Here is a 26,428-nt window from a genome sequence, read left to right as displayed (position 1 = left end):
GCGGCGAGGAAGGAATCGGACGGCATGGCACTCAGGTTCATTTTCCACTACCCCGAGACCGCGGGCTTCGAGGGCGACCTCCTGGACGCCGGAGACTTCGGCGAGGTGGCGGTCGCCGCCGAGCGCGCCGGCTTCGACGGAATATCACTCAGCGAGCATCCGGTCCCGGGACATGAGTGGCTGAAGACAGGCGGACACCAGACCCTCGACCCTTTCGTCGCACTCGGCTATGCGGCGGGGATGACCGAACGGCTCCGGCTGCTCACCTACCTTGCGGTAGCTCCGTACCGCAACCCGTTCCTCCTGGCGAAAGCGGCGGCCACCCTGGACAGGCTGTCGGGCGGACGCCTCATTCTCGGTCTCGGCACCGGCTACATGAAGCGTGAGTACTTCGCCGTCGGAGTCGACATGCAGGAACGCAACGAACTGTTCGACGAGGCTCTCGATGTGCTGCCGATGCACTGGAGCGGGGAGCCTTTCAGCTATCAAGGCAAGCACTTCAGCGCCCGGAACGTCGTGGCGCGGCCGCGTCCGGCGCAGAATCCGATCCCGATCTGGATCGGCGGCAACTCGGCGTTGAGTCGTCGTCGGGTGGCCGAGCGGGCGCAGGGATGGATGCCGATGTCGGGAGGCGAGGAATTGAGCGCCGTCACACGCACGCCGGCGCTCGGATCGGTCGGTGAACTGGCTTCCACCATCGCCGAGCTGCGGGCCGCCGCGGAGAAGGCCGGGCGCGACGAGCCCATCGACGTGCTGTATTCCTACCACGGCTCCGGTATCGCCTCTCCGGCCGTGGACGTCGACCGGCACCGGGACGCATTGGCCCGCGTCGAGGAGGCCGGAGCCACCTGGGTCGTGGTTTCGAGCCACACCAGGGAACGGTCGGCGACACTCGAATTCCTCGACGCCTTCGGGGCGAACTACTGCCGCTAACACGAAAAAGGGTTGTGCGATCACCCGTTCCGCCGTCCGCTCGGGGATATTCGAGGAGGAAGCCCGTGAAGATGCTGAGGCCTGTCGCCGCTTTCGCGGCGATCGCCCTGCTGGCCGCCGGGTGCGGCCGCAGCGGCACCGACAATGAGGAGCCGTCTGAGGGGGGTGGCGCCAAGAGCCGGGCCGTCTCGGCCGACTTCGGCGATCTGAAGAACGTATGCGGACCCGGGAGCCCGACGAAGGCGCCCGAGCAGGGCGTCACCAAGGACGCGATCGATGTCGGCGTGTTCTCCGATGTCGGTTTCACCAAGAATCCGGAGTTGGAGGACGCCGCGAAGGTGTTCACGTCCTGGTGCAACGAGCTGGGCGGCATCAAGGGCCGCAAACTCGTCCCGCACATCCGGGACACCAAGATGTTGGAGGTCCGGCAGCGGATGCTCGAGTCCTGCAAGCAGGACTTCGCGCTGGTCGGCGGTAGCGCCGCGCTGGACGGGATGGGCACCAAGGACCGGCTGTCCTGCCTGCTCCCCGATTTCCCGGCGCAGGTGAGCATGGTCCAGAACAACGGCTCGGACCTGCAGCTGACCCAGACGGGCGGCCCCTCCTACAACCGGTACCAGGGGTACTGGTCGTGGCTGCTGAAGTCGGCCTACCCGCGGTCGAAGGGGTCGGTCGGCATCATCTCGGGCGACTCGCCGGTCACCAAGGCGCTGGTGGCGCAGGGAATGGAGTCGATGAAGGCGATGGGCGCGACCATCGCCTACAACGATCTGTACCCGGCCGCGGGGGTCTCGGACTGGACGCCCTACGCCCAATCGATCAAGAGCAAGGGCGTCAAGGGCCTCGTCTTCTACGGGGACTTCACGAGTCTGGCGAAGCTGGAGCAGATCCTGACCGGCATCAACTACAAGCTGGACTGGATCGATGCGAACAACAACGCCTACCTCCCGCAGTTCATCAAGCTGGCGGGTCCGTCGCTGAAGTTCCAGAACAATTTCGCCGACCTCAGCGGGATACATCCGCTGGAGACCGCCTCGGACAGCCCCGCGACCAAAAAGGTCCTGGACCTTTATGACAAGTACGCACCGGACGCCGATCTCACGCTCAACGCGCTGCGTGGTTTCACCGGGTGGCTGCTGTTCGCGAAGGCCGCCGGCAGCTGCGGGGACGACCTGACCCGCAGATGCGTCTACGACGCGGCTCGCAAGGAGACCGCGTGGACGGCGGGGGGCCTGCAGGCCCCGGTGGACCTCTCCAAGAACGACGTTCCGCTCGACTGCTTCAACATCGAGAAGGCAACTCCGGACGGCTGGAAGCCCGCCGACTTCAAGCCGAACAAGGGCCCGTACAGCTGCGGCGCGCCGACGTACAAGTTCACCGGCGGCTACGGGAAACCCCTCACCCTGACCGACGTCGGAAAGAGCATGAACGACGTCAAATAATGGAGAAGTTCCTCGCCAGCGCTCAGCGTCCTGCGTGACGGAGCCCGGCCGGCGCGGGGGACACCTGGGACTACTCGATGAAGGCCAGGCATTTCCATCAGCTGGCCGGGACCTTCGACATCCCCAGGTTCCTGTTCCTGGTCGTGGTGCCGGCGGACGGGCGGGCGCACCGAGTTCACGTCCGTCCGCGACTTCTCCATCACCTCTACCGGCTAGCGCGGAACGGGTTCCAAGGGGCCGTGACCGGGACGCATCAGGCCGCGGAAGTGCCCGGTCATGCGGCGCACCGCCGCCGGGTCCCGCACCACCACGCCCAGCTCGATGTTGTCGCCGAGCGCGCGGTCGGTGAGGTTGGCGCTGCCGAGGAAGGCGACCCGGCCGTCCGCCGCGACGAGCTTGGCGTGCAGTGCGGCGTGCGACGCGCCGGCGGCCGGGCGGTGGCGGGACGGCCAGGTCCAGAAGGTGGCCGAGTCGCGCAGCGCGGCGAAGGCCGTCGCCGCGCCGGTGCCCCTGAGCGTTCCGCCTTCCTGGCGGGGACTCTCCAGCACCAGGTCGATGCGCACGCCACGCGCTGCGGCGTCCCGGAGTTCACGGACGACCTCGCTCACGCCGAAGGCGGCGAAGCTCACGACGAGCAGGTCCGATCCGCTGCCCCTGATGATCGTCGGTGACGACGGCGCCGGTGTGCCTGACCGCCGGACGGTCGCCGAGGGGCCCGCTCACGACGACGTCGGTCTGCCTGCCCGCATGCCGGGCGTGCATGACGGCTCCCGTCTCCAGCGCCAGGGCGAGCGCGTCGCCCGCGGGCCGCGGCGAGGATTCGCGCCACGCCCGCGCGAGCCGTGCGGCGCGGGCACCGACTGCGACTCCCGGTCCGGCCTCGATGAGCCGTACTTCGAGGTCGTCGCCGGGCGCCCGGTAACCGTGCAGGACCCGCGCCCATGCCTCGATGTGCCGCGCCGGCAGTTCTTCGGCCAGCCGGGCGAGGACGCGGGCCAGCTCCGGGGTCACCGGGCGAGGAAGCCGATGTCGGCGTCGGTCACCGTGTCGACGAGCAGCGCGCGGTCGAGGTAGTGGTTGCCGTGCTCGCATGACGTCTCGGCCGCGAAGAGGCACGCATGGCAGGCCGCGCCGAACAGGCGGCCGTGGGGCAGCGGGTCGTGCTGCGCGCAGAGCGGGTCGGAGCTGCACAGGCGGGCCGCGTCGAGCGCCTGGCCGATGAGGTCGCCGAGCCGGTCGCGGCGGCCCAGCGAGACGAGGCCGCCGAACGTCCCTTCGCTGTCGGGCGCCGCGGTGTAGAGCAGGATGCCGGCCATGGGGCGGTCACCGGAGCGGGCGTAGATCCGTTCGGCGATGCCCGAGGCGTTGTAGCCGCACGAACTCGGGCGTGAACCGGTAGGCCATCATCAGGCGCTTCTGCTCGGCCTTGTCGGCCCTGTCGCCGCCGCTGATGACGGCGGGCCGGGGCAGGAACGCCGCCGCGCCGCCGGGGGCCTGCACGCTCATGCGGACCTGGAACATCCACGCGGACTCGGCGAGGTGGGACGGCTTCGGCTTGCCGTTGATAAGGAACACCGACACGAGCCACTTGCCGTCGAGCAGCCGCGCCCGGCCGCTCACCACGACCTCCGGGTGCACGGCGTTGAGCTGTTCCGGCGCGAGGATCCCTTCCCGGAGTTTCAGGTGCGCGGACCCGCGCTCGGGCACGCGGCGCCACACCGGCCCCGTGGCGTCCTCGTCCTCGGGGTAGACGCGTTCGTGGTACGCCCAGTCCGCGTCGACCGCGGACGTCGCCGGACACGTAGATGGTGCAGCCCCGAGCGACGACGGGGCCAGGCTGACCATGTTCGGGGCGTTGCGGTTTGGTCGTCCTCACCGTGGTCGCCGGCAGTTTCGGGTCGAGTTCCCGGGCGAAATACGCGGATGCGGCCTTCAGGATCTCATTCGCCCGCCGCAACTCACGGTTCTCGCGCTCCAGCTCGGCGATCCTTTCCGCGTCGCTGGTCGTGGTCCCTGGACGCTGCCCGCCATCGACCTCGGCCTGCCGGATCCAGGTCCGCAACGCCTCACGATGCACACCGAGCTGATCGGCGACCCGCGCGATCGTCCCGGTCTTCTCACCTGTCCGCTCACGCAGCTCAAAGACCATCCGGACCGCACGTTCGCGCAGCTCAGCGGAGTACTTCCTCGGGGGTGCCATAGCCCCTCACCCTTCCAGGTATCAAGGCCTCCACCCAACCCGGGGCGCTCCACCCCGCTCCCCGTTCCGTTCCGGTGGACATCGTGCCCTATCAATCACGAGATTTCACCGGTGCACCGAGCCCGTTCCTGCCGCGCCGTGCTGGCTGAGCGGGGCGGGGGCGCCGGTTCGCGTGAGGGGATCCGCCGAGTTCCCTATCCGGTTTCCGTAGCGGCCGGCGTTCCGGGAGCGCCCGACGGGGCGCGCCGGGATCTGCGGGGCGCGGCGGAGCGCGGCGGCCGACTGCGCATGTGGTCGCGGACACGGGTCATGATGTCGCGAAGGTGGTGCAGGTCGTCGGGGGTGAGGGGGGCGAACAGCATCTCCTGGCCGACACGGACATGGCCGGGCAGGACGCGGGCCAGGCGGGCGCGGCCGGCGTCGGTGATGGTGACGAGGGTGGCGCGTTCGTCATCGACGCTGGGGGTGCGGGTGATGAGACCGGCCTTCTCCAGCAGGGCCGCCTGGTAGGTGAGGCCGCTGCGGCTGTAGACGACGCCGTCCGCGAGGTCGGTCATGGTGAGCCGGCCTTCGGCGTCGGACAGGCGGGCGAGGAGCTGGAACTGGATGTAGGTGAGATCGCCTTCGGCGCGCAGCTGCTGGTCGACGGCGTGCTGGAGCAGGCTGACGGCCTCGGTGAGCGCGAAGTAGGCCTCCAGCTGCTCGGGCTGGAGCGTGTCATCCCGGTCCTCTCCCATCCTTGCAGGCTACATGCTTCGAATTCGAACATGCCCCCGGGCTGCCAGCCGCAGGTGCGTCATCGCGAGCTGTCGCTTTGAATTCGAAGCATGCGGTATGTTTCGAAGTCGAAGCAATGACGAGGAAGGTGACGACCATGAAGGCAGTGCGCTACCACCAGTACGGCGACAGCGGCGTCCTGGCGCACGAGGACGTTCCGACGCCGGAGGCGGGACCGGGGCAGGTGCTGGTGAAGGTGACCGCGACGTCGTTCAACCCGGCGGACGCCATGCTCCGCGCGGGATACCTCAAGGAGGTGCTCCCGCTGGAGCTGCCGCACGTCCCAGGCGTGGACGTGACCGGATCGGTCGCCGGCATCGGTGCGGGCGTGACCGGCTGGGCGGAGGGCGACGCGGTGGCGGCCTTCCTGCCGCTGACCGCCGACGGCGCCTCGGCGGAGTACGCGCTCGCCCCCGCCGAGGTATTGGCCGCCGTTCCCGAGGGTGTGGACCTCGTCGACGCCGCGGCTCTGCCCGGGGTGGGCCTGACCGCCTTGCAGGCACTGTTCGAGCACGGTGGCCTGCAGGCCGGGCAGCGCGTCCTGGTCAACGGGGCGGGCGGCGCCGTCGGCGGGTACGCGGTGCAACTGGCGCACCGGGCGGGCGCGGTCGTGACCGCGACCGCGAGCCCGCGCAGCGCCGACCGTGTCCGCGGCCACGGCGCCGACGAGATCATCGACTACACCGCCGCGCCCGTCGCCGAGGCGGCGCGCGGAGGCTTCGACGTGGTGGTCAACCTGGCACCGAACCCGCCGGAGGAGATCGCCGCGCTCGCCGGCCTGACCGCCGACGGCGGCGTGCTCATCAGCGCCACCACCGAGCCGCCCGCGGAGCCCGGCCGAGGGGTGCGGACGGTGCGGATGGCCGTCCGCAGCGACGCCGACCAGCTCGCCGGGCTGCTCGCCCGCGTGGCTACCGGCGACCTGAAGATCGACGTCGCCGACCGGCGGCCCCTGGCGGAGCTGGCCGCCGTCCACGCCCAGGCCGACCAGGGCGGCCTGGCCGGCAAGACCGTCATCGTCGCGTGAGGATCGTGGCGAAGGCCGTCGCGTAGTCGTCTCCCATCCATCCGCCCGAGTTGACCGACAGGGCGCGGCGGGCGCCGGGGACCTGCCGCTCGCCGGCTTCGCCGCGCAGCTGCCGGGCCAGCTCGCCGAGCTGGGCCAGGCCGGTCGCACCGAGGGCGTGGCCCCGCGACAGCAGGCCTCCGTCGGTGTTGACCGGCATGTCTCCGCCCGGCCCCGTCCGGCCGTCGAGCGCGGCGGCGATGCCCTCGCCCTTGGCGGCGATGCCGATCTGCTCGTACTGCAGGAGTTCGGCGAAGGCGCTGGCGTCGTGGAGCTGGAAGACGTCGATGTCGTGGACCGACAGTCCGGTGGCCTCATAGGCGGCCCGGGCGGCCCGCTCGACCACGGGGCCGGCCGGGCCGTTGCTCACCGACCGGCAGCTCGTCACCACGACACCGGGACGGTCCCCGGTGCGCGGTCGCTCGGCGCTGAACACGATGGCCGCGGCGCCGTCGGTCAGCGGGGAGCAGGTGAGCAGCCGCAGCGGGGCGGCGACCTCGCGGCCGGCCTGCACGTCGGCGACGGTGATCGGGGAGCGGAACTGCGCGTGCGGATTGCCGGCGGCGAACCGGCGGTTCTTGACCGCGATCGCGGCCATCGCCTTGTCGACGTCGCCGAACTCGGCGGCGTAGGCCCGGGCTTCGGCGGCGTAGGCGCCCATCATCACCGAGCCCTGGCCGGGGCGCAGGTCCTCGCTGTTCAGCGAGCGGTCCGTGCCCGATTCGATCGCCGCGAACGACCTGTTCTTGTCGGGGTGGAACAGCTTCTCGGCGCCGATGGCGATGGCGCGGTCGACCTGTCCGGCCGCGACGGCGAGCCAGGCCAGATGGGCCGCCGCGCTGCCGGAGGCGCAGGCGTTCTCGGTGTTGAACAGGGGCAGCCCCGCGAGCGGGGTGTCCTTGAGGGCCACCTGGCCCCTGATCATCTCCTGGCCGCTCAGCACGCCTTCGGCGGCGTTGGAGAAGACCACCATCTCGATGTCGCCGTACTCGCAGGCGGCGTCCCGTACGGCCGCGTCGGCGGCCTCGCCCGCCAGCGATCCGAGCGTCCGGTCGAGGTGCTTGCCGAACGGTGTGGTGCCGACGCCGGCGACGAACACATCACGTAGGTGTGCGGCGCGTTCCGTCATCCTCGTGCCTCCTTGTACGGCTGATTTCGGCGGATCATTTCGCTGGGCCTCGGACCGCGCTACCGGCTCGATGCGGGGCGTGGCTCCGGCACGCGCCGGATGATGAGAACGACATCTCTACTCCCATTCAGTGAGAGCTACTCCCGTTGAATGCTAGCAGCCTGCTCTTGATGGGATCCGGGGCGGTCCTTGTCCGCACGCGTCCCCGGCTCTTGACGAGACATCATGTCGATGCAACAGTAAGTTGCAGTCAGTAATAGTAACTCTCAACTAGTGAGAGTCGATCGTTCCGGGGAGCATCCGTGGACCAGCCGCTGCAAGGTGTCCGGGTCATCGAGTTGGGGCACGCGGTCGCGGGGCCGATGGCGGCGGGGCTGCTCGCCGACTTCGGTGCCGACGTGGTCAAGATCGAGCAGCCGGGCGTCGGCGACAGCCTGCGCCGGATGGGCCCCCAGGCCGACGGCGTCGGTGTCTGGTGGTCGGTGAGCGCGCGCAACAAGCGCTCCGTGGCGGTGGACTTCAAGAAGCCGGAAGGACTGGAGATCGTCCGGAGCCTGATCGCGACGGCCGACGCCGTCGTGGAGAACTTCCGGCCGGGTGTCCTGGCACGTGCCGGGCTCGGCTACGAGGACCTCCTCAAGGTCAAGCCGGATCTGGTGATGCTGAGCGTCTCCGGCTACGGCCAGCAGGGCCCCTACAGCCGGCGGGGCGGATTCGGAAAGATCGCCGAAGCCTTCAGCGGAGCGACCCACCTGACCGGCCACCGGAACGAGCCGCCGCTCCATCCGGGCTACTCCCTGGCCGACATGACGACCGGCCTCATGGGGGCCTACGGCGTGATGCTCGCCCTGTTCGAACGCGACCGCAGCGGCAGCGGCCAGGTCATCGACCTGGCGCTGTACGAGCCGTTGCTGCGGATGATCGAGTGGCAGCTTCCGCTGGCCGACGCCAGCGGCACCGACCCGCTCCGCAACGGCACGATGTTCCCCTTCGACGAAGCCTTTCTCACCGACATCTGCACCACCAGCGACGGCGGCAGCGTGGTCGTCTCGGCGGCGACCACGCCGTCCATCGCGGCGCTGCGCACGCTGCTGATCGATTCCGGGCACCTGGCCGAGGACGAGACCGGCAGCCAGGCGATCATCACCGCGCTGCGCGCCTGGTGCGCGGAGCGCGGCCAGGAGGCCGCGACCAAGGCGCTCCAGGAGAGCAACGTCGTGGCCGGGAACGTCAACACCGCCTCGCAGATCATCGACGATCCCCACGTCGAGCGGCGCGGCAGCGTCGTCCGCGTCCCGATGGGGGCCTCCGAGCGGCCGATGCCGGCGGCGCTGCCGTTCCTCTCCCGCACCCCGGGAAGCGTCCGGTGGTCCGGTCCCGCCCTGGGGCAGCACACCGACGAGGTGCTCACGACGGTCCTTGATCTCACCGAGGCAGACATCGCCCGGCTCCGCGCCGGCGAGATCATCCAGTGACACCATCCGAGCGCCCGCCCGCACGGCCGTTCCGTGCCGTGCGGACGGGCGACGCACTCCGTGCTCCAGAGGGCTATACGCCCTGGAACGCGGCGCTGCTTCCGACTTCGGGGCCTTGCGGGAGGTAGGGCTCGATGAGCCGCTTGATGTCGTCCTCGGTGACGACCTCTTCAGGCGAGAGCTTCTTCACCACGCCCGGCTCGATCTCGTAGACGTACTCGCCGATCAGGCGGGCGTCGTCGTCGTAGAGCCAGTACATCGCGCACGGGGTCTGGATCACGTAGTCGGCGGCGGGATCGTCGACCTCCATCCCCTGGTCCGCGAGCTGGGCCCCGGTCCGGAAGAGGTTGATCGTCAGGAAGGAGGAGAAGCCCCAGTCGGCGACGGACAGGAGTTCGTCCTGGTTGGTCAGGACCCCGCCGTTCTTCAACTCGGTGTAGAAGCCCTTGACCGCGTCCATGCCGTCGTACACGACCGTCTCCGGGGTGCCCCAGCGGACCTTGTAGACGGGGTGCTCGACGGTGCGCTGGGGCGTGAAGATCTCCGGCCAGCGGTCGCTGTACTCCAGCGCGGCGTGCTCCAGGTAGTTCTGGCAGATCTTCCGCCGCTTGGGGCTGGCGTTCTCCCTGGCCTCACGTGCGATGTTCTCGTACCAGGCCACCGTCGCCTCGTAATAGGGATTCATCCGTCCTCCTCCGTGAGGTGCGTCGCGTGCTCGCCAGTACATGACCCGGCGACTACCACTGTCAAGATGTAGCTATCAACAGGTGATAGTTACCTCTTGACAGCCTTCGATCGCACTGCCAGCCTGAAACCATAGACTAGGAGTTGCTCTCATTCAATGAGAGTGCCGTGCGCGTGCGCGAAGAGAAAGGCGGGCATAGCCCTCCATGGCAGGCAGCGAATCAAGGTTCGAGGGGAAGCGCGTCGTCGTCACCGGGGCCGGGGCGCTCGGTCCCGGGCTCGGCAACGGCAGGGCGGCGGCCGTCCAGTACGCCCGGGAAGGTGCGAGGCTCGTCCTCGTCGACCGCGATCCGGAGCGGATCAAGGACACGGTCGACGAGGTCCGCCGCGAAGGCGCCGAATGCACCACGGTGATCTGCGACGTCTCCACTCCGGAAGGGGTGGAGGCCTACGTGTCGCACGCGATGGACGCCCTGGGCGGGATCGACGTCCTGCACTGCAACGTCGGGATCGCCGCCGACGACACGACCACGGCGATGTCGATGAAGCGGTGGCGTCTGGTCTACCGGGTGAACGTCGAGAGCCTGATGCTCGCCTGCCAGGCCGTGATCCCGCAGATGAGGGCGGGCGGCGGCGGCGCGATCGTGAACATCTCGAGCATCGCCTCGATCCGCTCCACCGGCAGGCCCTTTCCGGCGTACGCCTCCAGCAAGGCCGCGGCCAACGCGCTGATCAGGGAAGTCGCGATCGAGGGCGCGCCGTACGGCATCCGTGCCAACACCGTCGTCGTCGGCTACGTCGACACGCCGACGGTGGCGGCCGCCTACGCCGACCGGATGGACGAATGGGACGACTTCGTCGCGCAGCGGCGCCGGGCCATCCCGCGCGCCCGCCAGGGAACGGGTCTGGACGTCGCCCGCGCCGCCCTGTTCCTCGCGTCCGACCAGGCCGATTTCGTCACGGGGACCGAAGTCATCGTGGACGGGGGCATGACGCGGGTGAGCGGCGGCCCGCTGTTCGAGGCCTGACCGGCCGCCCCGAGCGCCCCCGCTACGCCCGTCCCGGGCGCTCGGCCGGGGGTTCGAGTGCTCGCATGGACACCAGCGCCTCGGCTGTCTCCTGAAGGGGCGGCAGTGCCTTGGCGGCCGCCGCGTCGTCGAAGCGCGAGGCCGGGCCCGAGACGCTGAGGCAGCCCAGTCCCGGGTCCTTTCCGACCGGCATCGCGATGCCCCTGATCCCCGCCACGGCCTGGTTGACGGCCACCGTGAAGCCCTGTTCCCGGACCTCCTGCACGGCCGCCCGGACGATCTCGACCTGCGAACCCTCGCATACCTCGTTGAGCACGCGTTCCAGATCCCCGTCGTCGAGCTGGGACAGCAGCGCGTGGCCCGCCGCGGATCCGGCCACCGGGAAGGGCAGACCGATGGGCACGATGCGGCCGAAGGGCTGCGTCGTGTAAGCCGCCGCGACGCACATGCGGTCGTTGCCCTGCAGCATGTGCAGCGACGCGGTCTCCTGCGTGATGTCGCGGAGGTTGTCCAGCAGAGGCTGTGCCGCGATCCGGTAGTCGAACGACTGGGTGGCGCGGGCGACGATCCCCACGAGCCGGGGCCCGATCCGGTACTGCCCGGTGTCGGCCGATCGCACCAGGACGTGCGCGTCGGTGAGCGACTGCATGAGCCGCACCACCGTGGACAGCGACAGGCCCGTCTCCTCCGCGACCTTCGTCGGCGACGCGGCGGACGCGGTCCTCGCGGTGGACTCGAGGATCGCCAGGATCCGTTCGAGAGCTTGCATTCCAGGCCTTCTCCGTAGACCGCCCGTACAGTCGTGCGAACCGGGGACGGTCCGGGGCCACCGGCACAACCGGAGGGCCGTGAATCCCTATCGACCGTCATGACGACGATACCGCACGGTTGATCCCGAAGCCCCGGCCGCGAATCCCACCTCCACCAGGGAAACGCCCGGGAGGAGCAGGAGATCGCCGGAGCAAGAACGAGGCCGGCTGCGCTGCGCGAGGTAGGGGCCGGCGATCCTCACCTGGACAGGATGGTCACGACGGTGACCGCCGCGTCCAGCCCGATGCTTCCGCCTCCGTTCTCCTGGATCGCGAACCTGGCGTTCTCCACCTGGCGGCCCTCGCACTCGCCCCGCAGCTGGGACACGAGCTCGAAGACCTGCCCGAGTCCCGTGGCGGCGATCGGGTGTCCTTTCGACTCGAGGCCGCCGGACGGGTTGATCGGGATGCGCCCGCCGATGGCCGTCTCGCCGCGCTCGGACAGCTCGGCGCCCGCGCCGAACTCGCAGAGCCCGAGGTTCTCGATCTCGCGGATCTCGCCGATGGCCGCCGCGTCGTGGACCTCGGCGACGTCGATCTCCTCCGGACCGATGCCCGCCTGCTCGTAGGCGCGCCGTGCGGCGAGGCACGTGGGCTGCTTCTCGACCTCCCCGGGCTTGCGGTCGACCCCGCTCACCAGGACGCAGGCCTCGACCTTGACGGCTCGCGAGCGGTCGAAGCCGTGCCGCGACAGCGCCTCCTCCGTGCAGACGATCGCGGCGGCTCCGCCGTCGGTCACGGGTGCGCACATGGGCACGGTGAGCGGGTAGACCACCGGCTTGGCCGCGAGCACCTCCTCGGCCGTGAACGGCTTGCGGTAGAAGGCGCGCGGGTTGTGGACCGAGTGCCGATGGTTCTTCGCCGACACCGCCGCGATCTGGCGCTGGGTCATCCCGTACTCGCGCATGTGGTGGCGGGCGTACGCCGCGTAGACGTCCATGAAGCGGCTGCGCGGGTCCGGGCTCTCGGTGTCCGGGGGGATGTCGACCCCGGCGCCGTAGGCCATCAGGTTCGCGTAGTTCTCATCGGCAGTCGCGACCTCCCAGCCGCTGTCGAAGACCGCGAGCCGGCGCTGCTTGTCGCCGACGTTCATCTTCTCGGCGCCGACGGCCAGAGCGACATCGCCGGCCCCGCTGCGCACGTAGTTGACGGCGTCCCAGAGCGCGGTCGATCCGCTCGCGCAGGCGTTCTCGATGGTCAGGATGGGGATCTCTTCGAATCCCATGGCACGCAGAGCGATGGGGCCCGGGATGAAGACCTGATTCTCCAGGTAGTTCATCACGGTGTTGGCGAAGAACGCGGCCTGGACGGCCGGCTTGCCGCAGCCGGCGTCGCCGAGCGCATCGTTGACGGCCTGGCGGGTGAGGTCCTTCACGCCCATCTCCGGAAGCCTGCCGAAGGGCGTCATTCCGACACCGACGATGTAGACGTCCACGTGTCCTCCCGGGGATCTCGACCGCCCGCGCCGGGAAGGCGCGGGCGGCCTGCGGCGATCAGTACCTGCGGTCGAAGAAGTTGGTCTTGCCGCCCGTCCGCTCGAACGTGTAGGGGGCGACCCACTCGATGCGCGGGCTGACCTTCAGCGTGGAGCTCATCCGCTCTTCGATCTCGTTCGCCAGGGCCGGCAACTGCTCGTCCGGGACGTTCTCGCCCCGCTCGACCCGGAGCACCAGCGGCGGGACGACCCGCGGCGGAGGATCGTCGAGCACGATCCGGAACTCGCCGGTCACCCGCGGCGCGAACCCCGTGATGACGCCGTCGATGGCCGCCGGGTAGACCATCACGCCCTTGACCTTGAGCATGTCGTCGGCACGGCCGACCACCTTGAACCGGAAGCCGGAGGCACCGCACGGGCACGGCTCGGTGAAGACCTGGACGATGTCCCCGAAGGTCTCGCGCATCCAGAGCATCCCCTCGGCCTCGAGGGTGGTCTGGACGGCCAGCCCCCGGGCGCCGTGCTCGAACGGGACGGGCTCACGCGTGTCCGGATCGACGAGCTCGAAGATGAGCTTGTCGTCGGCGACATGGTGCATTCCCTGGTACTCGGAATGGTCGCACGAGATCCCGAACCCGCCGCCGTGGTCGTACAGGGTCGCGCCGTAGGCGTCCTGGATGCGCCGGCGGACCTCGGCGATGCCCGCGCCCGGCTCACCGGCGCACACGATGGTCTTGATGCCGAGCTCGCCCACGGGCATGCCGATCAGCTCCGGTGCCTTCTCGATGAGGTGCTCGACCAGCGACGGCGTGGCGAACAGGGCGTCGGCCTGGAACTGCTTGGCGAACCGCAGGATCCGCTGAGATCCTCCCTCGGCCCCCACCGGCAGGAGGCAGACGCCGCTGTGCTGCATGCGCTGGACGTACGGGACGCCGGCCAGCCACATGCTGAGCCCGAAGGCATGGACCACCCGGTCACCGCGCCGCAGGCCGGCCCGCCAGAGAAGGCGGGCGAAGAGCTCGGCGGCGACCTGGTTGTCCCGTTCGGTGTGCGGGTACGGCGTCGGCTCGCCGGTGGTGCCGGACGTGGCGGCCATCAGCACGACCTCGTCCACCGGGACGGCGATCGACCGGTCGACCGCGCGGATCACGTCGCCGTCGCAGTCGGCCAGCAGCTGCCGGCGCTGCGCCTTGTCCATGATCGGCATCCGGCGGCTGAAGTCGTCCAGGCCCTTCAGTTCTTCCGGCCGTGCGCCCGCGGCCTCCATCCGCTCTCGCCAGAAGGGCTTGCCCTCGTACAGGCGGTGCAGCAGCTGCTGGAGCCTGCTCCACTGGAGGTCCCTGATCTCCGGGGTGTTGAGCAGGGGCTCGATCTCCATGTCCCAATACTTGCGAGCTGTACCCATCGTTCTTCTACTCGTCCTTCACTCGGTCCGTGGGCCGGCCGTCACACGGTCAGGATGTTGATCGCGCACGAGCAGAACTCGGTGTGCACGTAGCCGCCGGAGTTGTGCTGCAGGCCGACCCTGGCGCCCTCCACCTGCCGGCCGCCCGCGGCGCCTCTCAGCTGCTTGACCAGCTCGCCGATCTGCGAGATGCCCGTCGCGCCGATGATGTGGCCCTTGGAGAGGAGGCCGCCGCTGGTGTTGACGACGATGTCGCCGCCCATGTCCGAGCGGCCCTCGTCGAGGAACGCGCCGCCCTCGCCGCGTTCGCAGAAGCCCAGGTCCTCGTAGTGCTTGATCTCGGCGGGGGCGAAGCTGTCATGGATCTCGGCGATGTCGAGGTCCTCCGGCCCGAGTCCCGCCATCTCGTAGGCCTGGTCGGCGGCCCTGACGTCGGCGTCGAAGGTCGTGAAGTCGCGGTCGTCGGGGTAGGAGCCGGAGGTCAGGACGTTGGCCGCGACGCGCACGTGTCCGGTCCCGTAACGCCGGGCGGTCGCCGCGTCCATGAGCACCGCCGCGGCGGCGCCGTCGCCCCTGCCGCAGCACATGTACAGCGTGAGCGGATCGGAGATCATTCGCGCGTTGAGGACCTCGTCTTCGGTGACCGGGTCCGGGAACTGCGCCAGGGGGTTGCGGGATCCGAACCGCCGGTTCTTCACCACGACCCGGGCCAGCTGCTCGCGGGTGACGCCGTTCTGGGCCATCATCCTGTGCGCCATGAGCCCGTAGATGCCGGCCGCCGTCAGGCCGAGGTCGCCGTCCCGCTCCGGGATGTGGTCGGAGATCTGGTGGAGGATGCTGCTGGAGTCGGCCACGTTCATCTGCTCGACGCCGAAGGCGAGCCCGACGTCGTACTCGCCGGTCGCTATCCGGTACCAGACGTCCCGGAAGGCCACCGAGCCCGTCGCGCATCCGGACTCCGTCCGCATGATCGGGATGTCGGTGATGCCGATCTCGCGCAGCACGATCTGCGGCAACGCGTAGTACTGCCCGAGAGGGGCGTTCCACTGGCAGGCGTAGCCGCCGGTGGCGACCTGCACCTGCCTGTGGCCCACCCCCGCGTCCTTGATCGCCTTGACGCAGGCCTCGGCGCCGATGTCGGTGATCGAGCGTCCGGTGTGCTTGCCGAACTTCGTCTCCCCGATCCCGACCACGACGACGTCCCTGAGGTTCATGGGTTCGTCCTCTTCTGCCCGGCGGGCCGGAACTTGTAGGTGTAGAGGTCCTCGCCGGAGGCGTCCCGCATGAGCGGCCTCATCACCATCTCCATGGGCATGCCGACCCGGAGGACCTCCTCCCACGGATCGCAGTCGGTCAGCAGCGACAGGAGCCGCACGCCCTCGGGGACGTCGACGAACCCGAGCAGGTAGGGGGAAGGCAGGTGCGGCGCTCCCACATGCGTGCAGGTGAAGGTGTGCAGGACTCCGGTCGTGCTCAGGACGTGGTCGTCGAGGCTTTCACCGAAGCAGCCGGGACACACCCGCTTGCGCGGGAAGGCGACCTTCCCGCAGGCGCGGCACTTCTGCCCGACCAGGGCCGGGTCCTCGGCGTTCCCGGTGAACATCGCGGGATCGTGCAGCTTCATCTCGCGGCCCCCGGCAAGGACGCCATGGCCCCTCGCGTCTTCCGGCACGGGGCCGGCCGGCGTGCGGTCACCATTCCGGGATCTCGACTCCGCACTGCTTCCACATCTCGTCGAGGGCCTCGTCGTCGTGACTCACGTCCGGCTCGGCCATGTAGCCGTACATCTCGGCCGCGAACGCTCCGAAGAAGTCCTCGGACATGCGGGTCTTCCAGGGCTTGCGCATGATCTCGGTCATCATCCGCCGGTAGGCGCGGCGCTTCTCGCCGCCCTCCATGACCTTGGCCCCGAGCTCCCAGGCGCGGTCGTAGATCCGCTGCCGCGGGACGACCTCGTTGACCATGCCCCACTCGAGCGCCTGCTGGGCCGTCACCGGCGTGCCGAGCAGCATGGCGTAGTTCGCTCGCTTGTTGCCCATCAGGCCCTGGTAGGCGATGTTGACGCCGTCCCCGGACACGAAGCCCATCCACTTGTGGACATCGACCATCACGGTGTCGTCGGTGCAGATCGTCAGGTCGCACATGAGGGCCATCTCCATGTGGTACCCGGGACCGTTGATCGCGGCGATGGTCGGGATGCGCACATCGAAGACCAGGGCTTCCTGGAGCGGCATGCCGTCACCGACGAAGAAGTCCATGCTCGACTTGGCCCGCTCCTCCGCCGTCGATTCCGGCAGGTTGTAGCCCTCCTCCCTGATGGAGTACCCGTAGGCGACCCAGAAGTCGCCGGTCGCGGTGAGGATCATCACCTGGTTCTCCGGGTCCGCCGCGGCCTCCTCCACAGCCTGGTGGATCGCCCGGTGAAGCTGCGGCCCCCACACGAGGGTCTTGTTCTTCGTGTGCATCCGGAGCATGATCACGCCGTCGCGGCGCTCCATGATGATGTGCTCTTTGTACTTCTCGCTGTACTCCTCGAACTTCGGCGGCTTGACGAAGGCCGGCATGTGCCGCGGTGACACACTCGCCATTTTCGTTCTCCTCCTCGTGTCCCCGGTCGCTCCGGGACGATGCGCTGCGATGTGAAGGTCATCAGCCTCCGGGCGGGGGCGCCGTCACCTGCCGGGATCCGTGCCCCGGGCGGGCCTCACCCTCGGCCGCCGATGCCATGCTCGCTCACTGTGTGAGCGAACTTCTCACGTGATGCCAGTGACGGTACTCACGTATCCGACGGATGTCCAGGGTCGGAAATGAAGGCCGGGCCTCTTGGTGATGCCGGGAAGCGGCCTTGACAGGAGCGGCGGAAAGTCCGTTGGATGCTTCCATCCAGCGACCGGGCTTCCCAGTGCATGAGATGGCTTCGCCGCAGGGGAAGGCGTCCGACGCGCCGGGCTCCGTGAGACCGGAGCTCCGACATCCCGCTCAGGCGCGCTCGTGAACCAGAGCCCTCGCCGGACGGCCACCACCGCTCAACTGGCACGTGTTCCGCTCGGCGGTCCTTCGGCCCGGACCGTTGCACACGAAGGAGAAGAACAAGATGAGGCTTGACGGGAAGACCGCCGTCGTCACCGGCGCGGCGAGCGGAATGGGCGCCACCGAGGCGGAGCTCTTCGCCCGGGAGGGCGCCCACGTCTTCGTCTGCGACATCCAGGAATCGCCCGGCCGGGAGCTGGCCGAGCGCATCGCGTCGAACGGCGGGCGAGCGACCTTCCAGCGCCTCGACGTCGCCCAGGACGACTCGTGGGCCGAGCTCGTCACGAGCATCGAGTCGGCGGGGGAGGGCCTGCACGTTCTGGTCAACAACGCGGGCATCATCGTCCGCGACGGACTCATGGCCATGACCATGGCGGACTGGGACGGGATCCTGTCGGTGAACCTCAACGGACCCATGCTCGGGATGCGGGCATGCGCTCCGCTGATGCGTGACAGCGGCGGAGGATCGATCGTCAACATCGGCTCGCTGTCGGGCATGATGGGCCATCCCGTCGCCGCCTACGCCGCGAGCAAGTGGGGACTGCGCGGCCTGTCGAAGTCGGCCGCCCTGGAGCTCGCGGATTGGCGCGTCCGCGTCAACATGATCCATCCGGGGCTGGTCCACACCCCGCTGATCGCGGGCACCGCGGCCTACGACGCGATGCGCTCGATGACCCCGCTGGACCGGGCCGCGCGTCCTGACGAGGTCGCCGCCGTGGCGCTCTTCCTCGCCAGTGACGACTCGTCCTTCCTGACCGGTGTCGACGTTCCGGTCGACGGCGGCTTCGAGGCCGTGTCCGCCTACCGCCGGGTGTGGCAGGACCTCCGCGAGAGGTCGTAGCGCCGATCCGGCGGGAGCGCCGGAGGGCCGAACGGCCGCCGGCGCCTCATTCGGCCCTCATCCACGGCTCCAGCCGCCTGGCCGCGGTCCGCAGGTCGGGAAGCCAGGACTCGGCGATCTCCACGGTGAACCTGACCGAGGGCCCGGACACGGCCAGCGCGGCGTGGACCTCGTCCCCGACGCGCACGGGCACCGCGATGCCGGTGAGCCCGTGGCTGTCGGCGCTGTAGGCGGAGTACCCGTGCTCGGCGGTGAACCGGATCTTCTCGAGCTGCTCCTTGCGCGCCCGGCCCGAGAGGACCGCCGACACCAGCGAGTCCCTCTCCGATTCGTCGGCCTGGGAGAGGAACACGTCGCCGGGCACGGAGCCCACCAGGTTGACCGAGTCGCCGATGGGGATGACGCGCCGCAGGCTGTGGCCGCTGGTCGCCGAGGCGACGCACACCCGCTGGTCGCCTCGGCGGACGTGCAGTGAGGCCGTCTCACCCGTGAGGTCGCGCAGGTGCTGCAGCACCCGGTTGATGCCGGCGGTCCTGTCGCCCCTGCTGGTGGCGGTGGAGACGAGGTTGAACACCCGGGTGCCGAGCACGTACGTCCCGTCGGACGAGCGGTCCAGCATCTCCTCGACGGCCAGCTCACGCATGATCCGGGACACGGTCGACAGCGACAGGGAGGTCTCCTCGCTGACTCGGCCGGGTGTCGCCGGTGTGGCCGAACGGGAGACGCTTTCAAGGATGGCGACGACGCGCTGCATCGACCTCATGCAGCCGACCCTGCGCTCGATCCTGTGTTGGGATGCCCGACCATTGCCCGGATGCTACCGCAGCCGCACCCGGAAGCCGCCCACCGCACCGGACGGAAGGGTCAGCGCCGATCGAGGATGGTGACGCAGCAGGCGGCCTCTTCGAGGCCCATGATCCCGCCGCCGTTCTCGACGAGGGCGACTCGCGCGTCCCGCACCTGGCGGGGGCCGGCTTCACCGCGGAGCTGCGAGACGACCTCGTGCGTCATCGACAGCCCCGAGGCCGCGATCGGGTGCCCCTTGGACAGCAGGCCACCGGAGGTGTTGAGCGGCGGGCGTCCGTCCAGAGCCGTCGCGCCGGCGGCGACGAACGGGCCGCCCGCGCCGACGTCGCAGAACCGCAGCATCTCCGCCTGGTAGATCTCACCGAACGCCGTGGCGTCGTGCACCTCGGCCACATCGATGTCCTCAGGTTTCATGCCCGCGAGTTCGTAAGCGCGGTCGGCCGCCACCCGGCTCAGGCTCACCTCGTCAGGTCGCCGGTAGACGCCACTGCGCAGAACGGCCGCGGCCACCCGCACAGCGCGTTCGCGCACCGCTTCGGGCAGGCTCGTGAGCGCTCTCTCCGAGCAGACGACGACGGCGGCCGCCGCTCCGTCGCCGACGGGCGCGCACATGGCGCGCGTCAACGGGTAGCTCACCTCGCGGTCGGCGAGCACCTCGTCCACGGTCATCGCGAACCGGTACTGGGCGAGGGGATTCGCGGCCCCGTTCGTGTGGTTCTTCGCGGCGACCGCGGCGATCTGCCGCTGCGTGGTGCCGAAGCGATGCATGTGGTAGTTCGCCTGCGCGGCGTAGGTGTCCATGAACATCGTCCGGTCGGGAATCCCCATCAGGTCGGCGCGGACGGCCTCGGGCGCCTACGATGCCGGGTCATCACATTGCTGCTCACCGGGGTACAAAAAGCGGCCGACTTCTCTGCGCAGTTTGTTCAGCGTGGTGGCGGGCTGTGCAACGGCCGGAGACGGCAAGCGCGAATCCTGACGCGCGCCGATGCGGGTCGCCGTCGCCGCCGAGGCCGTCCCCGGCCCGGGCCCGCCGGCGCGGGCTTCAGCATCACCCTTGGCGTTCGTCTCCGACGAGAAGCCTTTTGCGCAGGACGATCTCCATTTCGAACCTCCAGTCGGGATCTTCCATACTGTCACCGAAAAGATCTTGGAGCTGGCGCACTCTATAGCGGACGGTCTGGGGTGCAGATGTAAAAGGGCGGCCACTTCGAGTGTCTTGCCACCCGTCTGGAGCCATGCGAGGAGGGTCTCGCTCAGGCGATTCCGCTGGGGCGGCCTCAGTTCGGCGAGGGGCCGGTACCGGCGCCGGGCCATCGGCTGAACGGCATCGTCGTTGTCGAACAGGAGAAGCGCCGGGAGTTCGTCCGCGCATCGCGCGAACCGATCGCAGGTGATCAGGTTGCGCTGCACGAGCGAAAGGGTTCTGGCGGGAGCTGCCGTACATCTTGCCGCGTGCCGACCGGCCTGGCCGGCGGCGCTCCGCTCCCGTGGCCGGGCGGCGGCAGCGGCCGGCGCGGGATGTCCGACCACCCGCCTCCCGGCGGCGCCCCCACTTGATGTTCTACTAGAACTTGACGAGCTGCGATGAGAATGTAGAGGATAGGTGGAGGAGGGGAGACGAACTGAGATGACTGCCTTGACGAGTGAGCCCGCCGCGGCCCCGGCCGGTGAAAGCCCCGATCGGAAGGGTGCCGCTGAGCATGTCGAGTTCAGGGTCGAGCCGTCGGCCTACCGCCACTGGCAACTGAGCTTCGACGGTCCCATCGCGACGCTGACGATGGATGTCGATGAACAGGGTGGCCTGGTCCCGGGGTACGAGCTGAAGCTCAACTCCTACGACCTGGGCGTGGACATCGAGCTGTACGACGCCGTCCAGCGGCTGCGGTTCGAGCACCCCGAGGTGCGGACGGTGGTGGTGACCAGCGGCAAGGAGAAGATCTTCTGTGCCGGGGCGAACATCCGGATGCTGGCCGCGTCCGAGCACGCGTGGAAGGTGAACTTCTGCAAGTTCACCAACGAGACCCGCAACGGAATCGAGGACGCGACGGCGAACTCGGGGCAGACGTACATCGCGGCCTGCAACGGGACGGCGTCCGGAGGCGGCTACGAGCTGGCCCTGGCGTGCGACCACATCATGCTGGTGGACGACCGTTCGTCGGCGGTGTCGCTGCCGGAGCTGCCGCTGCTGGGGGTCCTGCCGGGCACGGGCGGCCTGACCCGCGTCTCGGACAAGCGGCACGTGCGGCGCGACGTGGCCGACTACTTCTCCACCAAGTCCGAGGGGATCGGCGGGAAGAAGGCGGTGGCCTGGCGGCTGGTCGACGAGGCCGTCCCGCGGACCGCGTGGGACCGGACGGTCGCCGAGCGCGCCAAGGAGTTCGCCGCCCGCTCGGACCGTCCGGCGGACGCGGCGGGCATCGAGTTGACGCCGCTGCGCAAGACCCGCGCCGGCGATGAGATCGCCTACCGGTACGTGTCGGCGAAGCTGGACCGCGAGCGCGGCCTGGTCGAGATCACTGTCCTCGGTCCGGACGCCGACGCGCCCGCCGACACGGTCGGCGTGCACGCGCAGGGCGCGGAGTTCTGGACGCTCGCGATGACGCGCGAGCTGGACGACCTGATCCTGGACCTGCGGACCAATGAGACCGAGCTGGGGACCTGGACGCTGCGCACCAGGGGTGACGCCGCCCGGGTGCTGGCCTACGACGCCCTGCTGCTGGACAACGCCGGTGACTGGCTGGCCAACGAGATCGTCCTGTACCTCAAGCGGACGCTGAAGCGCCTCGACGTGACCAGCCGCAGCCTCATCGCGCTCATCGAGCCGGGGAGCTGCTTCGCCGGGTCGCTGCTGGAGCTGGCGCTGGCCGCTGACCGCTCCTTCCAGCTGGCGGGCGTGTTCGAGGACGTCGACCCGGACGCCGAACCGGCCGCGGTCACGATCGCGCCGATGAACCTGGGGCCGCTGCCGATGGGCAACGGCCTCACCCGCCTGCAGTCCCGCTTCTACGGCGACGACGAGGGCCTGGCCGCCGCCGAGTCCGCCGAGGGTGAGGCGCTGCGGGCGGAGGACGCGGAGCGTCTCGGTCTGGTGACCTTCGCGCCCGATGACATCGATTGGGACGAGGAGGTCCGCATCGCCGTGGAGGAGCGGACCGGGTTCTCGCCCGACGCCCTCACTGGTCTGGAGGCCAACTACCGGTTCACCGGGCCGGAGACGCTGGAGACGAAGATCTTCGGTCGGCTCACCGCCTGGCAGAACTGGATCTTCAACCGTCCGAACGCCTCCGGTCCCGAGGGCGCGCTGCGCAAGTACGGCACCGGGCAGCGCGCCGAGTTCGACAGGAAGCGAGTCTGAGCATGACGATCACCGCGGACTACTCCGAGAAGATTCCGAACAACGTCGACCTGCACGAGGACCGGCGCCTGCAGCGGGCGCTGGAGTCGTGGCAGCCGAACTTCCTGTCCTGGTGGGACTCGATGGGGCCGTCCCTGCCCACCGAGGACGTCTACCTGCGGACCGCGGTCAACGTGGGCCGCGAGGGGTGGGCGCATTTCGGGCACGTGGCGATGCGCGACTACCGGTGGGGGATCTTCCTGGCCGAGCGCAACAAGGACCGGCGGATCGCCTTCGGTCAGCACAAGGGCGAGCCCGCCTGGCAGAAGGTCCCGGGCGAGTACCGCGCGGACCTGCAGCGCCTCATCGTCATCCAAGGGGACACCGAGCCGGCGTCGGTGGAGCAGCAGCGCAACCTGGGCGCGACCGCGCCGAGCCTGTACGACCTGCGGAACCTGTTCCAGGTGAACGTGGAGGAGGGCCGCCACCTGTGGGCGATGGTGTACCTGCTGCACGCCTACTTCGGGCGGGAGGGCCGCGAGGAGGCCGAGCAGTTGCTGCACCGCAACTCCGGCAGCGAGGAGTCGCCGCGCATCCTGGGGGCGTTCAACGAGGAGACGCCGGACTGGCTGTCGTTCTTCATGTTCACCTACTTCACCGACCGGGACGGCAAGTACCAGCTCGGCACGCTGAAGGAGTCGGCGTTCGACCCGCTGTCGCGCACCTGCGAGTTCATGCTGAAGGAGGAGTCGCACCACATGTTCGTCGGCACCACCGGCGTGGACCGGGTGGTGCAGCGGACGGTCGAGCTGATGCGCGAGCACGACACCGACGACGTCGTCGGGCGCGGCGGCATCCCCCTGGCGGTGATCCAGAAGTACATCAACTTCCACTACTCGGTGTCCCTCGACCTGTTCGGAGGGGAGACCTCGACCAACGTCGCGAACTACTTCACCGCCGGGTTGAAGGGGCGCTGGTCGGAGGAGCGGCGCAAGGACGACCACCGGCTCATCGACGATTCGATCCTGGTCGATGCGATCGTGGACGGCAGGGCCGGGCAGACGGAGGTGGCCGCGCTGGTCGGCCTGAACACCGACCTGCGCCGCGAGTACATCGCCGACTGCCAGAACGGCGTGAACCGGTGGAACCGCATCCTGGAAGAGGCGGGCCTGTCGCAGCGGTTCCGGTTGCCGCACGTGGCGTTCAACCGGAAGGTCGGCGCGTTCGCCGGCATCGAGGCCACTCCGGACGGCGAGATCATCCCGGCCGAGGAGTGGGCGGCGCGCAAGGGCGCCTGGCTGCCGACCGAGGTGGACAAGACGCACGTCCGGTCGCTGATGCAGCCGGTGTACGAGCCGGGCAAGATCGCCGCCTGGATCGCGCCGCCGCGCCAGGGGATCAACGGCAAGCCGTTCGACTACGACTACGTCCACCTCGCCTGAAGCCGGACGGCCGCACATGAACGAACCTTTCAACGCGAGCGCCTACCTGCTCGACCGCCACATCGACAAGGGCGACGGCGACCGCCTGGCCCTGACCGGTTCCGCCGGCGACCTCACCTACGCCCAGCTTCTCGACCGTGTCCGGCGGACGGCGACCGGGCTGCGCGGCGCGGGGCTGCTGCCCGAGCAGCGGCTGCTGATGTTCATGGCGGACTCGCCGGAGTTCGTCACGGTGTTCCTGGCGGCGCTGCGGATCGGTGCCGTCCCGGTGCCGGTGTCGACGATGCTGCACGCCGACGGGCTCGCCGAGCTGCTGCGCGACTCGCGTGCCCGGCTGCTGGCGGTGACGGCCGAGTTCGCCGATGTGGCGGTGCGGGCGGCCGCGTCCGCTCCGGAGCTGATCGGGGTGCTCACCGGTGAGGGCGTGCAGGTCTCGACGGCGTTGCCGATGCACGCGCTCTCCGAGCTGGCCCGCGCCGAACCGGACGGCGCGCCGCACGCCACGTTCGCCGATTCTCCGGCGTTCTGGCTCTACACCTCCGGGACGACCGGTACACCCAAGGCCGCGATGCACCGCCACGGCTCGATCCGCGTGGTCTACGAGACCTACGGCGAGCAGGTGCTGGGCATCCGCCCGGACGACCGGTGCCTGTCGGCGGCCAAGGCGTTCTTCGCCTACGGGCTCGGCAACACCGTGCTCTTCCCCCTCGCCGCGGGTGCGGCGACGATCCTGGAGCCGGCGCCGTCCCGGCCCGAAGTGCTGGCCGAGCGGGCGCGGACCCACGGGGCGACGCTGTTCTTCGCCGGTCCGACGTTCTTCGCCAACATGCTGCGGGCCGAGCTGCCTCGCCATGCGTTGGACGGCGTGCGGCTGTCGGCGTCGGCTGGGGAACCGCTCCCGGCGTCCTTGTACCGGCGCTGGACCGAGCACTTCGGGGTGGACATCCTCGACGGCATCGGGATGACCGAGATGCTGCACATCTTCCTGTCCAACCGGCAGGGAGATGTGCGGCCCGGCACGACCGGTGTGCCGGTTCCGGGCTATGAGCTGCGCATCCTCGACGAAGAAGGGCATCCGGTCCCTTCCGGGACGCCGGGCACCCTGTACGTGCGGGGCGAGTCGACGGCGACCGGCTACTGGTCGCGGTACGCCGCGTCCCGGCAGGTGTTCCAGGGCGAGTGGTTGTGCACGGGTGACACCTACGTGCAGGACGCCGACGGTTATTACACCTGTCTGGGGCGGACCGGTGACATGCTCAAGGCCAGCGGCATCTGGGTGTCGCCGGCCGAGGTCGAGACCCGGCTGCTGGCCCATCCGGCGGTCGAGGAGGCCGTCGTGGTGGGCGCCGCCGACGGCGACGGGCTGGAGAAGCCGGTCGCCTACGTGGTCACCGCCGTTGGAGCCGCCCCCACCGAGGCGGAGCTGATCGAGTTCTGCCGGGAGGGGCTGCCGTCGTTCAAACGGCCGCGCCGGGTGGTGTTCGTGGACGCCATGCCCACGACCGCCACCGGCAAGGTCCGCCGGGTGGAGTTGCGCGCGCACGCCGCGGGCGTCCTGTCCGGCCCGCACCAGGAGGTCGTCGCGTCATGACCGTCATCGAACGGGATCTGCTCATCGTCGGGGCGGGCCCGGTCGGGCTGTACGCCGCCTACTACGCCGGGTTCCGGGGGCTGTCGACCGCGGTCGTCGATTCGCTGCCGGAGCCCGGCGGCCAGGTGACGGCGATGTATCCGGAGAAGCCGATCTACGACATCGCCGGCTTTCCCGCCGTCAAGGGCCGCGACCTGGTGGCGGGGCTGCTGGAGCAGACGGCCCGCTTCGACCCCACCTTCGTGCTGGGCGAGGCCGCGCAGACCCTGGAACGGGACGACAACGGCGTCTTCACCGTCACCACGGCGTCCGGCACGGCGGTCCGCTGCCGCGCGGTGGTGATCAGCGGCGGCATCGGTACCTTCACCCCGCGGCCGCTCCCGGCGGGCGGCGAGTGGCTGGGCCGTGGCCTGTCCTACTTCGTCCCATCGCTGGAGGCGCACGCCGGGCAGGACGTCATCGTCGTCGGCGGCGGCGACAGTGCCTGCGACTGGGCGCTGAGCCTGGAGCCGATCGCCCGGTCGGTGACGCTGGTGCACCGCCGCACCGCGTTCCGCGCGCACGCGCACAGCGTGGCGCAGCTGATGGCCTCCACCGTCGAGGTCGTCACCGAGGCGCAGGTGACGGGCGTCCACGGTGGCGACCGGGTCGAGCGGGTGGAGATCACCGGGCCGGACGGTCCCGCCGTCCTGCCGGCGCAGGCGGTCATCGCGGCTCTCGGCTTCACCGCCAACCTCGGCCCGATCCGCCAGTGGGGGATCGAGGTGGCCGGGAACCGGTACCTGCCGGTGGACACCACGATGGCCACCGACCTGCCCGGCGTGTTCGCCGCCGGGGACATCACCGACTACCCGGGCAAGGTCCGGCTGATCTCGGTCGGCTTCGGTGAGGCGGCCACCGCCGTCAACAACGCCGCCGTCCTGATCAACCCTGAGGAGCAGCTGTTCCCCGGCCACTCCTCCGACGCCGTGCCCGCCCTGGCCTGACCACCCGTCCC

At 69.8% G+C, this 26,428-nt stretch carries 26 protein-coding genes and 1 pseudogene; 10 read left to right on the top strand and 17 right to left on the bottom strand.

Going from position 1 to position 26,428, the window contains the following annotated elements:
* Window positions 1–24: 24 nt before the first annotated feature.
* Both F8568_RS23475 and F8568_RS23470 read left to right on the top strand, forming a co-directional pair.
* Entirely contained in the window at window positions 25–933 is a 909-nt protein-coding gene (locus tag F8568_RS23475) for an LLM class F420-dependent oxidoreductase (protein WP_151595824.1), read from the top strand.
* Window positions 934–1,004: 71 nt separating this feature from the next.
* A complete protein-coding gene (locus tag F8568_RS23470; protein WP_151595869.1) occupies window positions 1,005–2,375 on the top strand; it encodes an ABC transporter substrate-binding protein in 1,371 nt (456 codons plus the stop codon).
* A 212-nt stretch (window positions 2,376–2,587) separates the two neighbouring features.
* Here the strand turns inward: F8568_RS23470 and drmC are convergent, their stop codons facing one another.
* The 6 genes and pseudogenes from drmC to F8568_RS23440 form a co-directional block, all read right to left on the bottom strand.
* Complete coding sequence (gene drmC / locus F8568_RS23465; RefSeq protein WP_207750426.1) at window positions 2,588–3,004, bottom strand: DISARM system phospholipase D-like protein DrmC; 417 nt, start codon at window positions 3,002–3,004, stop codon at window positions 2,588–2,590.
* Window positions 2,964–3,386 (bottom strand): hypothetical protein, encoded by a 423-nt coding sequence (locus F8568_RS23460; RefSeq protein WP_151595822.1) that lies wholly within the window; start codon window positions 3,384–3,386, stop codon window positions 2,964–2,966. Before F8568_RS23460 ends, drmC begins: the two co-directional genes overlap by 41 nt.
* Entirely contained in the window at window positions 3,383–3,718 is a 336-nt protein-coding gene (locus F8568_RS23455; RefSeq protein ID WP_328600990.1) for a DUF1998 domain-containing protein, read from the bottom strand. Before F8568_RS23455 ends, F8568_RS23460 begins: the two co-directional genes overlap by 4 nt.
* Window positions 3,699–4,220: a hypothetical protein gene (locus F8568_RS23450; protein WP_151595820.1), complete on the bottom strand. Its 522-nt coding sequence runs from the start codon at window positions 4,218–4,220 to the stop codon at window positions 3,699–3,701. Before F8568_RS23450 ends, F8568_RS23455 begins: the two co-directional genes overlap by 20 nt.
* 67 nt (window positions 4,221–4,287) lie before the next feature.
* Window positions 4,288–4,575, bottom strand: a pseudogene (locus tag F8568_RS51105) (transposase); the annotation flags it as partial.
* A 194-nt stretch (window positions 4,576–4,769) separates the two neighbouring features.
* Window positions 4,770–5,312, bottom strand: coding sequence for a MarR family winged helix-turn-helix transcriptional regulator (locus F8568_RS23440; RefSeq protein ID WP_151595819.1), 543 nt, complete (start codon window positions 5,310–5,312; stop codon window positions 4,770–4,772).
* Between the two features lie 137 nt (window positions 5,313–5,449).
* Between F8568_RS23440 and F8568_RS23435 the strand changes: the two genes are divergently transcribed.
* The gene (locus F8568_RS23435; RefSeq protein WP_151595818.1) at window positions 5,450–6,379 is read left to right on the top strand and encodes an NADP-dependent oxidoreductase; all 930 of its coding nucleotides are present in this window, start codon (window positions 5,450–5,452) and stop codon (window positions 6,377–6,379) included.
* Here F8568_RS23435 and F8568_RS23430 read toward each other — a convergent pair.
* Entirely contained in the window at window positions 6,366–7,547 is a 1,182-nt protein-coding gene (locus tag F8568_RS23430; protein WP_151595817.1) for a thiolase family protein, read from the bottom strand. The genes F8568_RS23435 and F8568_RS23430 overlap by 14 nt on opposite strands.
* Window positions 7,548–7,849: 302 nt before the next feature.
* Between F8568_RS23430 and F8568_RS23425 the strand changes: the two genes are divergently transcribed.
* On the top strand, window positions 7,850–9,022 hold the full coding sequence (locus tag F8568_RS23425; RefSeq protein ID WP_151595816.1) for a CaiB/BaiF CoA transferase family protein: 1,173 nt from the start codon (window positions 7,850–7,852) through the stop codon (window positions 9,020–9,022).
* 73 nt (window positions 9,023–9,095) lie between these two features.
* Here the strand turns inward: F8568_RS23425 and F8568_RS23420 are convergent, their stop codons facing one another.
* Entirely contained in the window at window positions 9,096–9,707 is a 612-nt protein-coding gene (locus tag F8568_RS23420) for a hypothetical protein (RefSeq protein ID WP_151595815.1), read from the bottom strand.
* A 205-nt stretch (window positions 9,708–9,912) separates the two neighbouring features.
* Here F8568_RS23420 and F8568_RS23415 point away from each other — a divergent pair, with 205 nt between their 5' ends.
* The gene (locus F8568_RS23415; protein WP_151595814.1) at window positions 9,913–10,734 is read left to right on the top strand and encodes an SDR family NAD(P)-dependent oxidoreductase; all 822 of its coding nucleotides are present in this window, start codon (window positions 9,913–9,915) and stop codon (window positions 10,732–10,734) included.
* A 22-nt stretch (window positions 10,735–10,756) separates the two neighbouring features.
* On the opposite strand, the gene F8568_RS23410 is transcribed toward F8568_RS23415, so the two are convergent.
* From F8568_RS23410 to F8568_RS23385, 6 genes are all read right to left on the bottom strand, one after another.
* Window positions 10,757–11,503 (bottom strand): IclR family transcriptional regulator, encoded by a 747-nt coding sequence (locus F8568_RS23410; RefSeq protein WP_151595813.1) that lies wholly within the window; start codon window positions 11,501–11,503, stop codon window positions 10,757–10,759.
* A 239-nt stretch (window positions 11,504–11,742) separates the two neighbouring features.
* The gene (locus tag F8568_RS50540) at window positions 11,743–12,978 is read right to left on the bottom strand and encodes a thiolase family protein (RefSeq protein WP_202125257.1); all 1,236 of its coding nucleotides are present in this window, start codon (window positions 12,976–12,978) and stop codon (window positions 11,743–11,745) included.
* Window positions 12,979–13,036: 58 nt separating this feature from the next.
* The gene (locus tag F8568_RS23400) at window positions 13,037–14,356 is read right to left on the bottom strand and encodes a phenylacetate--CoA ligase family protein (protein ID WP_202125256.1); all 1,320 of its coding nucleotides are present in this window, start codon (window positions 14,354–14,356) and stop codon (window positions 13,037–13,039) included.
* A 68-nt stretch (window positions 14,357–14,424) separates the two neighbouring features.
* Window positions 14,425–15,597: a thiolase family protein gene (locus F8568_RS23395; RefSeq protein WP_151595811.1), complete on the bottom strand. Its 1,173-nt coding sequence runs from the start codon at window positions 15,595–15,597 to the stop codon at window positions 14,425–14,427.
* Entirely contained in the window at window positions 15,594–16,007 is a 414-nt protein-coding gene (locus tag F8568_RS23390) for a Zn-ribbon domain-containing OB-fold protein (protein ID WP_151595810.1), read from the bottom strand. Before F8568_RS23390 ends, F8568_RS23395 begins: the two co-directional genes overlap by 4 nt.
* A 67-nt stretch (window positions 16,008–16,074) precedes the next feature.
* Window positions 16,075–16,971: an enoyl-CoA hydratase/isomerase family protein gene (locus F8568_RS23385; RefSeq protein ID WP_151595809.1), complete on the bottom strand. Its 897-nt coding sequence runs from the start codon at window positions 16,969–16,971 to the stop codon at window positions 16,075–16,077.
* Window positions 16,972–17,477: 506 nt separating this feature from the next.
* On the opposite strand from F8568_RS23385, the gene F8568_RS23380 reads away from it, so the two are divergent.
* Window positions 17,478–18,254: an SDR family NAD(P)-dependent oxidoreductase gene (locus F8568_RS23380; RefSeq protein WP_151595808.1), complete on the top strand. Its 777-nt coding sequence runs from the start codon at window positions 17,478–17,480 to the stop codon at window positions 18,252–18,254.
* Between the two features lie 46 nt (window positions 18,255–18,300).
* On the opposite strand, the gene F8568_RS23375 is transcribed toward F8568_RS23380, so the two are convergent.
* From F8568_RS23375 to F8568_RS23365, 3 genes are all read right to left on the bottom strand, one after another.
* A complete protein-coding gene (locus F8568_RS23375) occupies window positions 18,301–19,017 on the bottom strand; it encodes an IclR family transcriptional regulator (protein ID WP_151595807.1) in 717 nt (238 codons plus the stop codon).
* A 101-nt stretch (window positions 19,018–19,118) separates the two neighbouring features.
* The gene (locus F8568_RS23370; RefSeq protein ID WP_151595806.1) at window positions 19,119–19,889 is read right to left on the bottom strand and encodes a thiolase family protein; all 771 of its coding nucleotides are present in this window, start codon (window positions 19,887–19,889) and stop codon (window positions 19,119–19,121) included.
* A 27-nt stretch (window positions 19,890–19,916) separates the two neighbouring features.
* On the bottom strand, window positions 19,917–20,474 hold the full coding sequence (locus F8568_RS23365) for a helix-turn-helix domain-containing protein (protein ID WP_151595805.1): 558 nt from the start codon (window positions 20,472–20,474) through the stop codon (window positions 19,917–19,919).
* A gap of 217 nt (window positions 20,475–20,691) precedes the next feature.
* Between F8568_RS23365 and boxC the strand changes: the two genes are divergently transcribed.
* From boxC to F8568_RS23345, 4 genes are read left to right on the top strand one after another with little or no spacing between them, the layout of a single operon-like run.
* Window positions 20,692–22,419 (top strand): 2,3-epoxybenzoyl-CoA dihydrolase, encoded by a 1,728-nt coding sequence (gene boxC, locus F8568_RS23360; protein WP_151595804.1) that lies wholly within the window; start codon window positions 20,692–20,694, stop codon window positions 22,417–22,419.
* Window positions 22,420–22,421: 2 nt separating this feature from the next.
* A complete protein-coding gene (gene boxB / locus F8568_RS23355) occupies window positions 22,422–23,840 on the top strand; it encodes a benzoyl-CoA 2,3-epoxidase subunit BoxB (protein ID WP_151595803.1) in 1,419 nt (472 codons plus the stop codon).
* A 16-nt stretch (window positions 23,841–23,856) separates the two neighbouring features.
* The gene (locus F8568_RS23350) at window positions 23,857–25,431 is read left to right on the top strand and encodes a benzoate-CoA ligase family protein (protein WP_151595802.1); all 1,575 of its coding nucleotides are present in this window, start codon (window positions 23,857–23,859) and stop codon (window positions 25,429–25,431) included.
* On the top strand, window positions 25,428–26,417 hold the full coding sequence (locus tag F8568_RS23345) for an NAD(P)/FAD-dependent oxidoreductase (protein WP_151595801.1): 990 nt from the start codon (window positions 25,428–25,430) through the stop codon (window positions 26,415–26,417). Before F8568_RS23350 ends, F8568_RS23345 begins: the two co-directional genes overlap by 4 nt.
* The last annotated feature ends 11 nt before the right edge of the window (window positions 26,418–26,428 follow it).

Source organism: Actinomadura physcomitrii (assembly GCF_008923205.2).
GTDB lineage: Bacteria > Actinomycetota > Actinomycetes > Streptosporangiales > Streptosporangiaceae > Spirillospora > Spirillospora physcomitrii.
The sequence above is the reverse complement of the archived record's forward strand: the minus strand, read 5'-3'. Positions and strand labels throughout refer to the sequence as shown.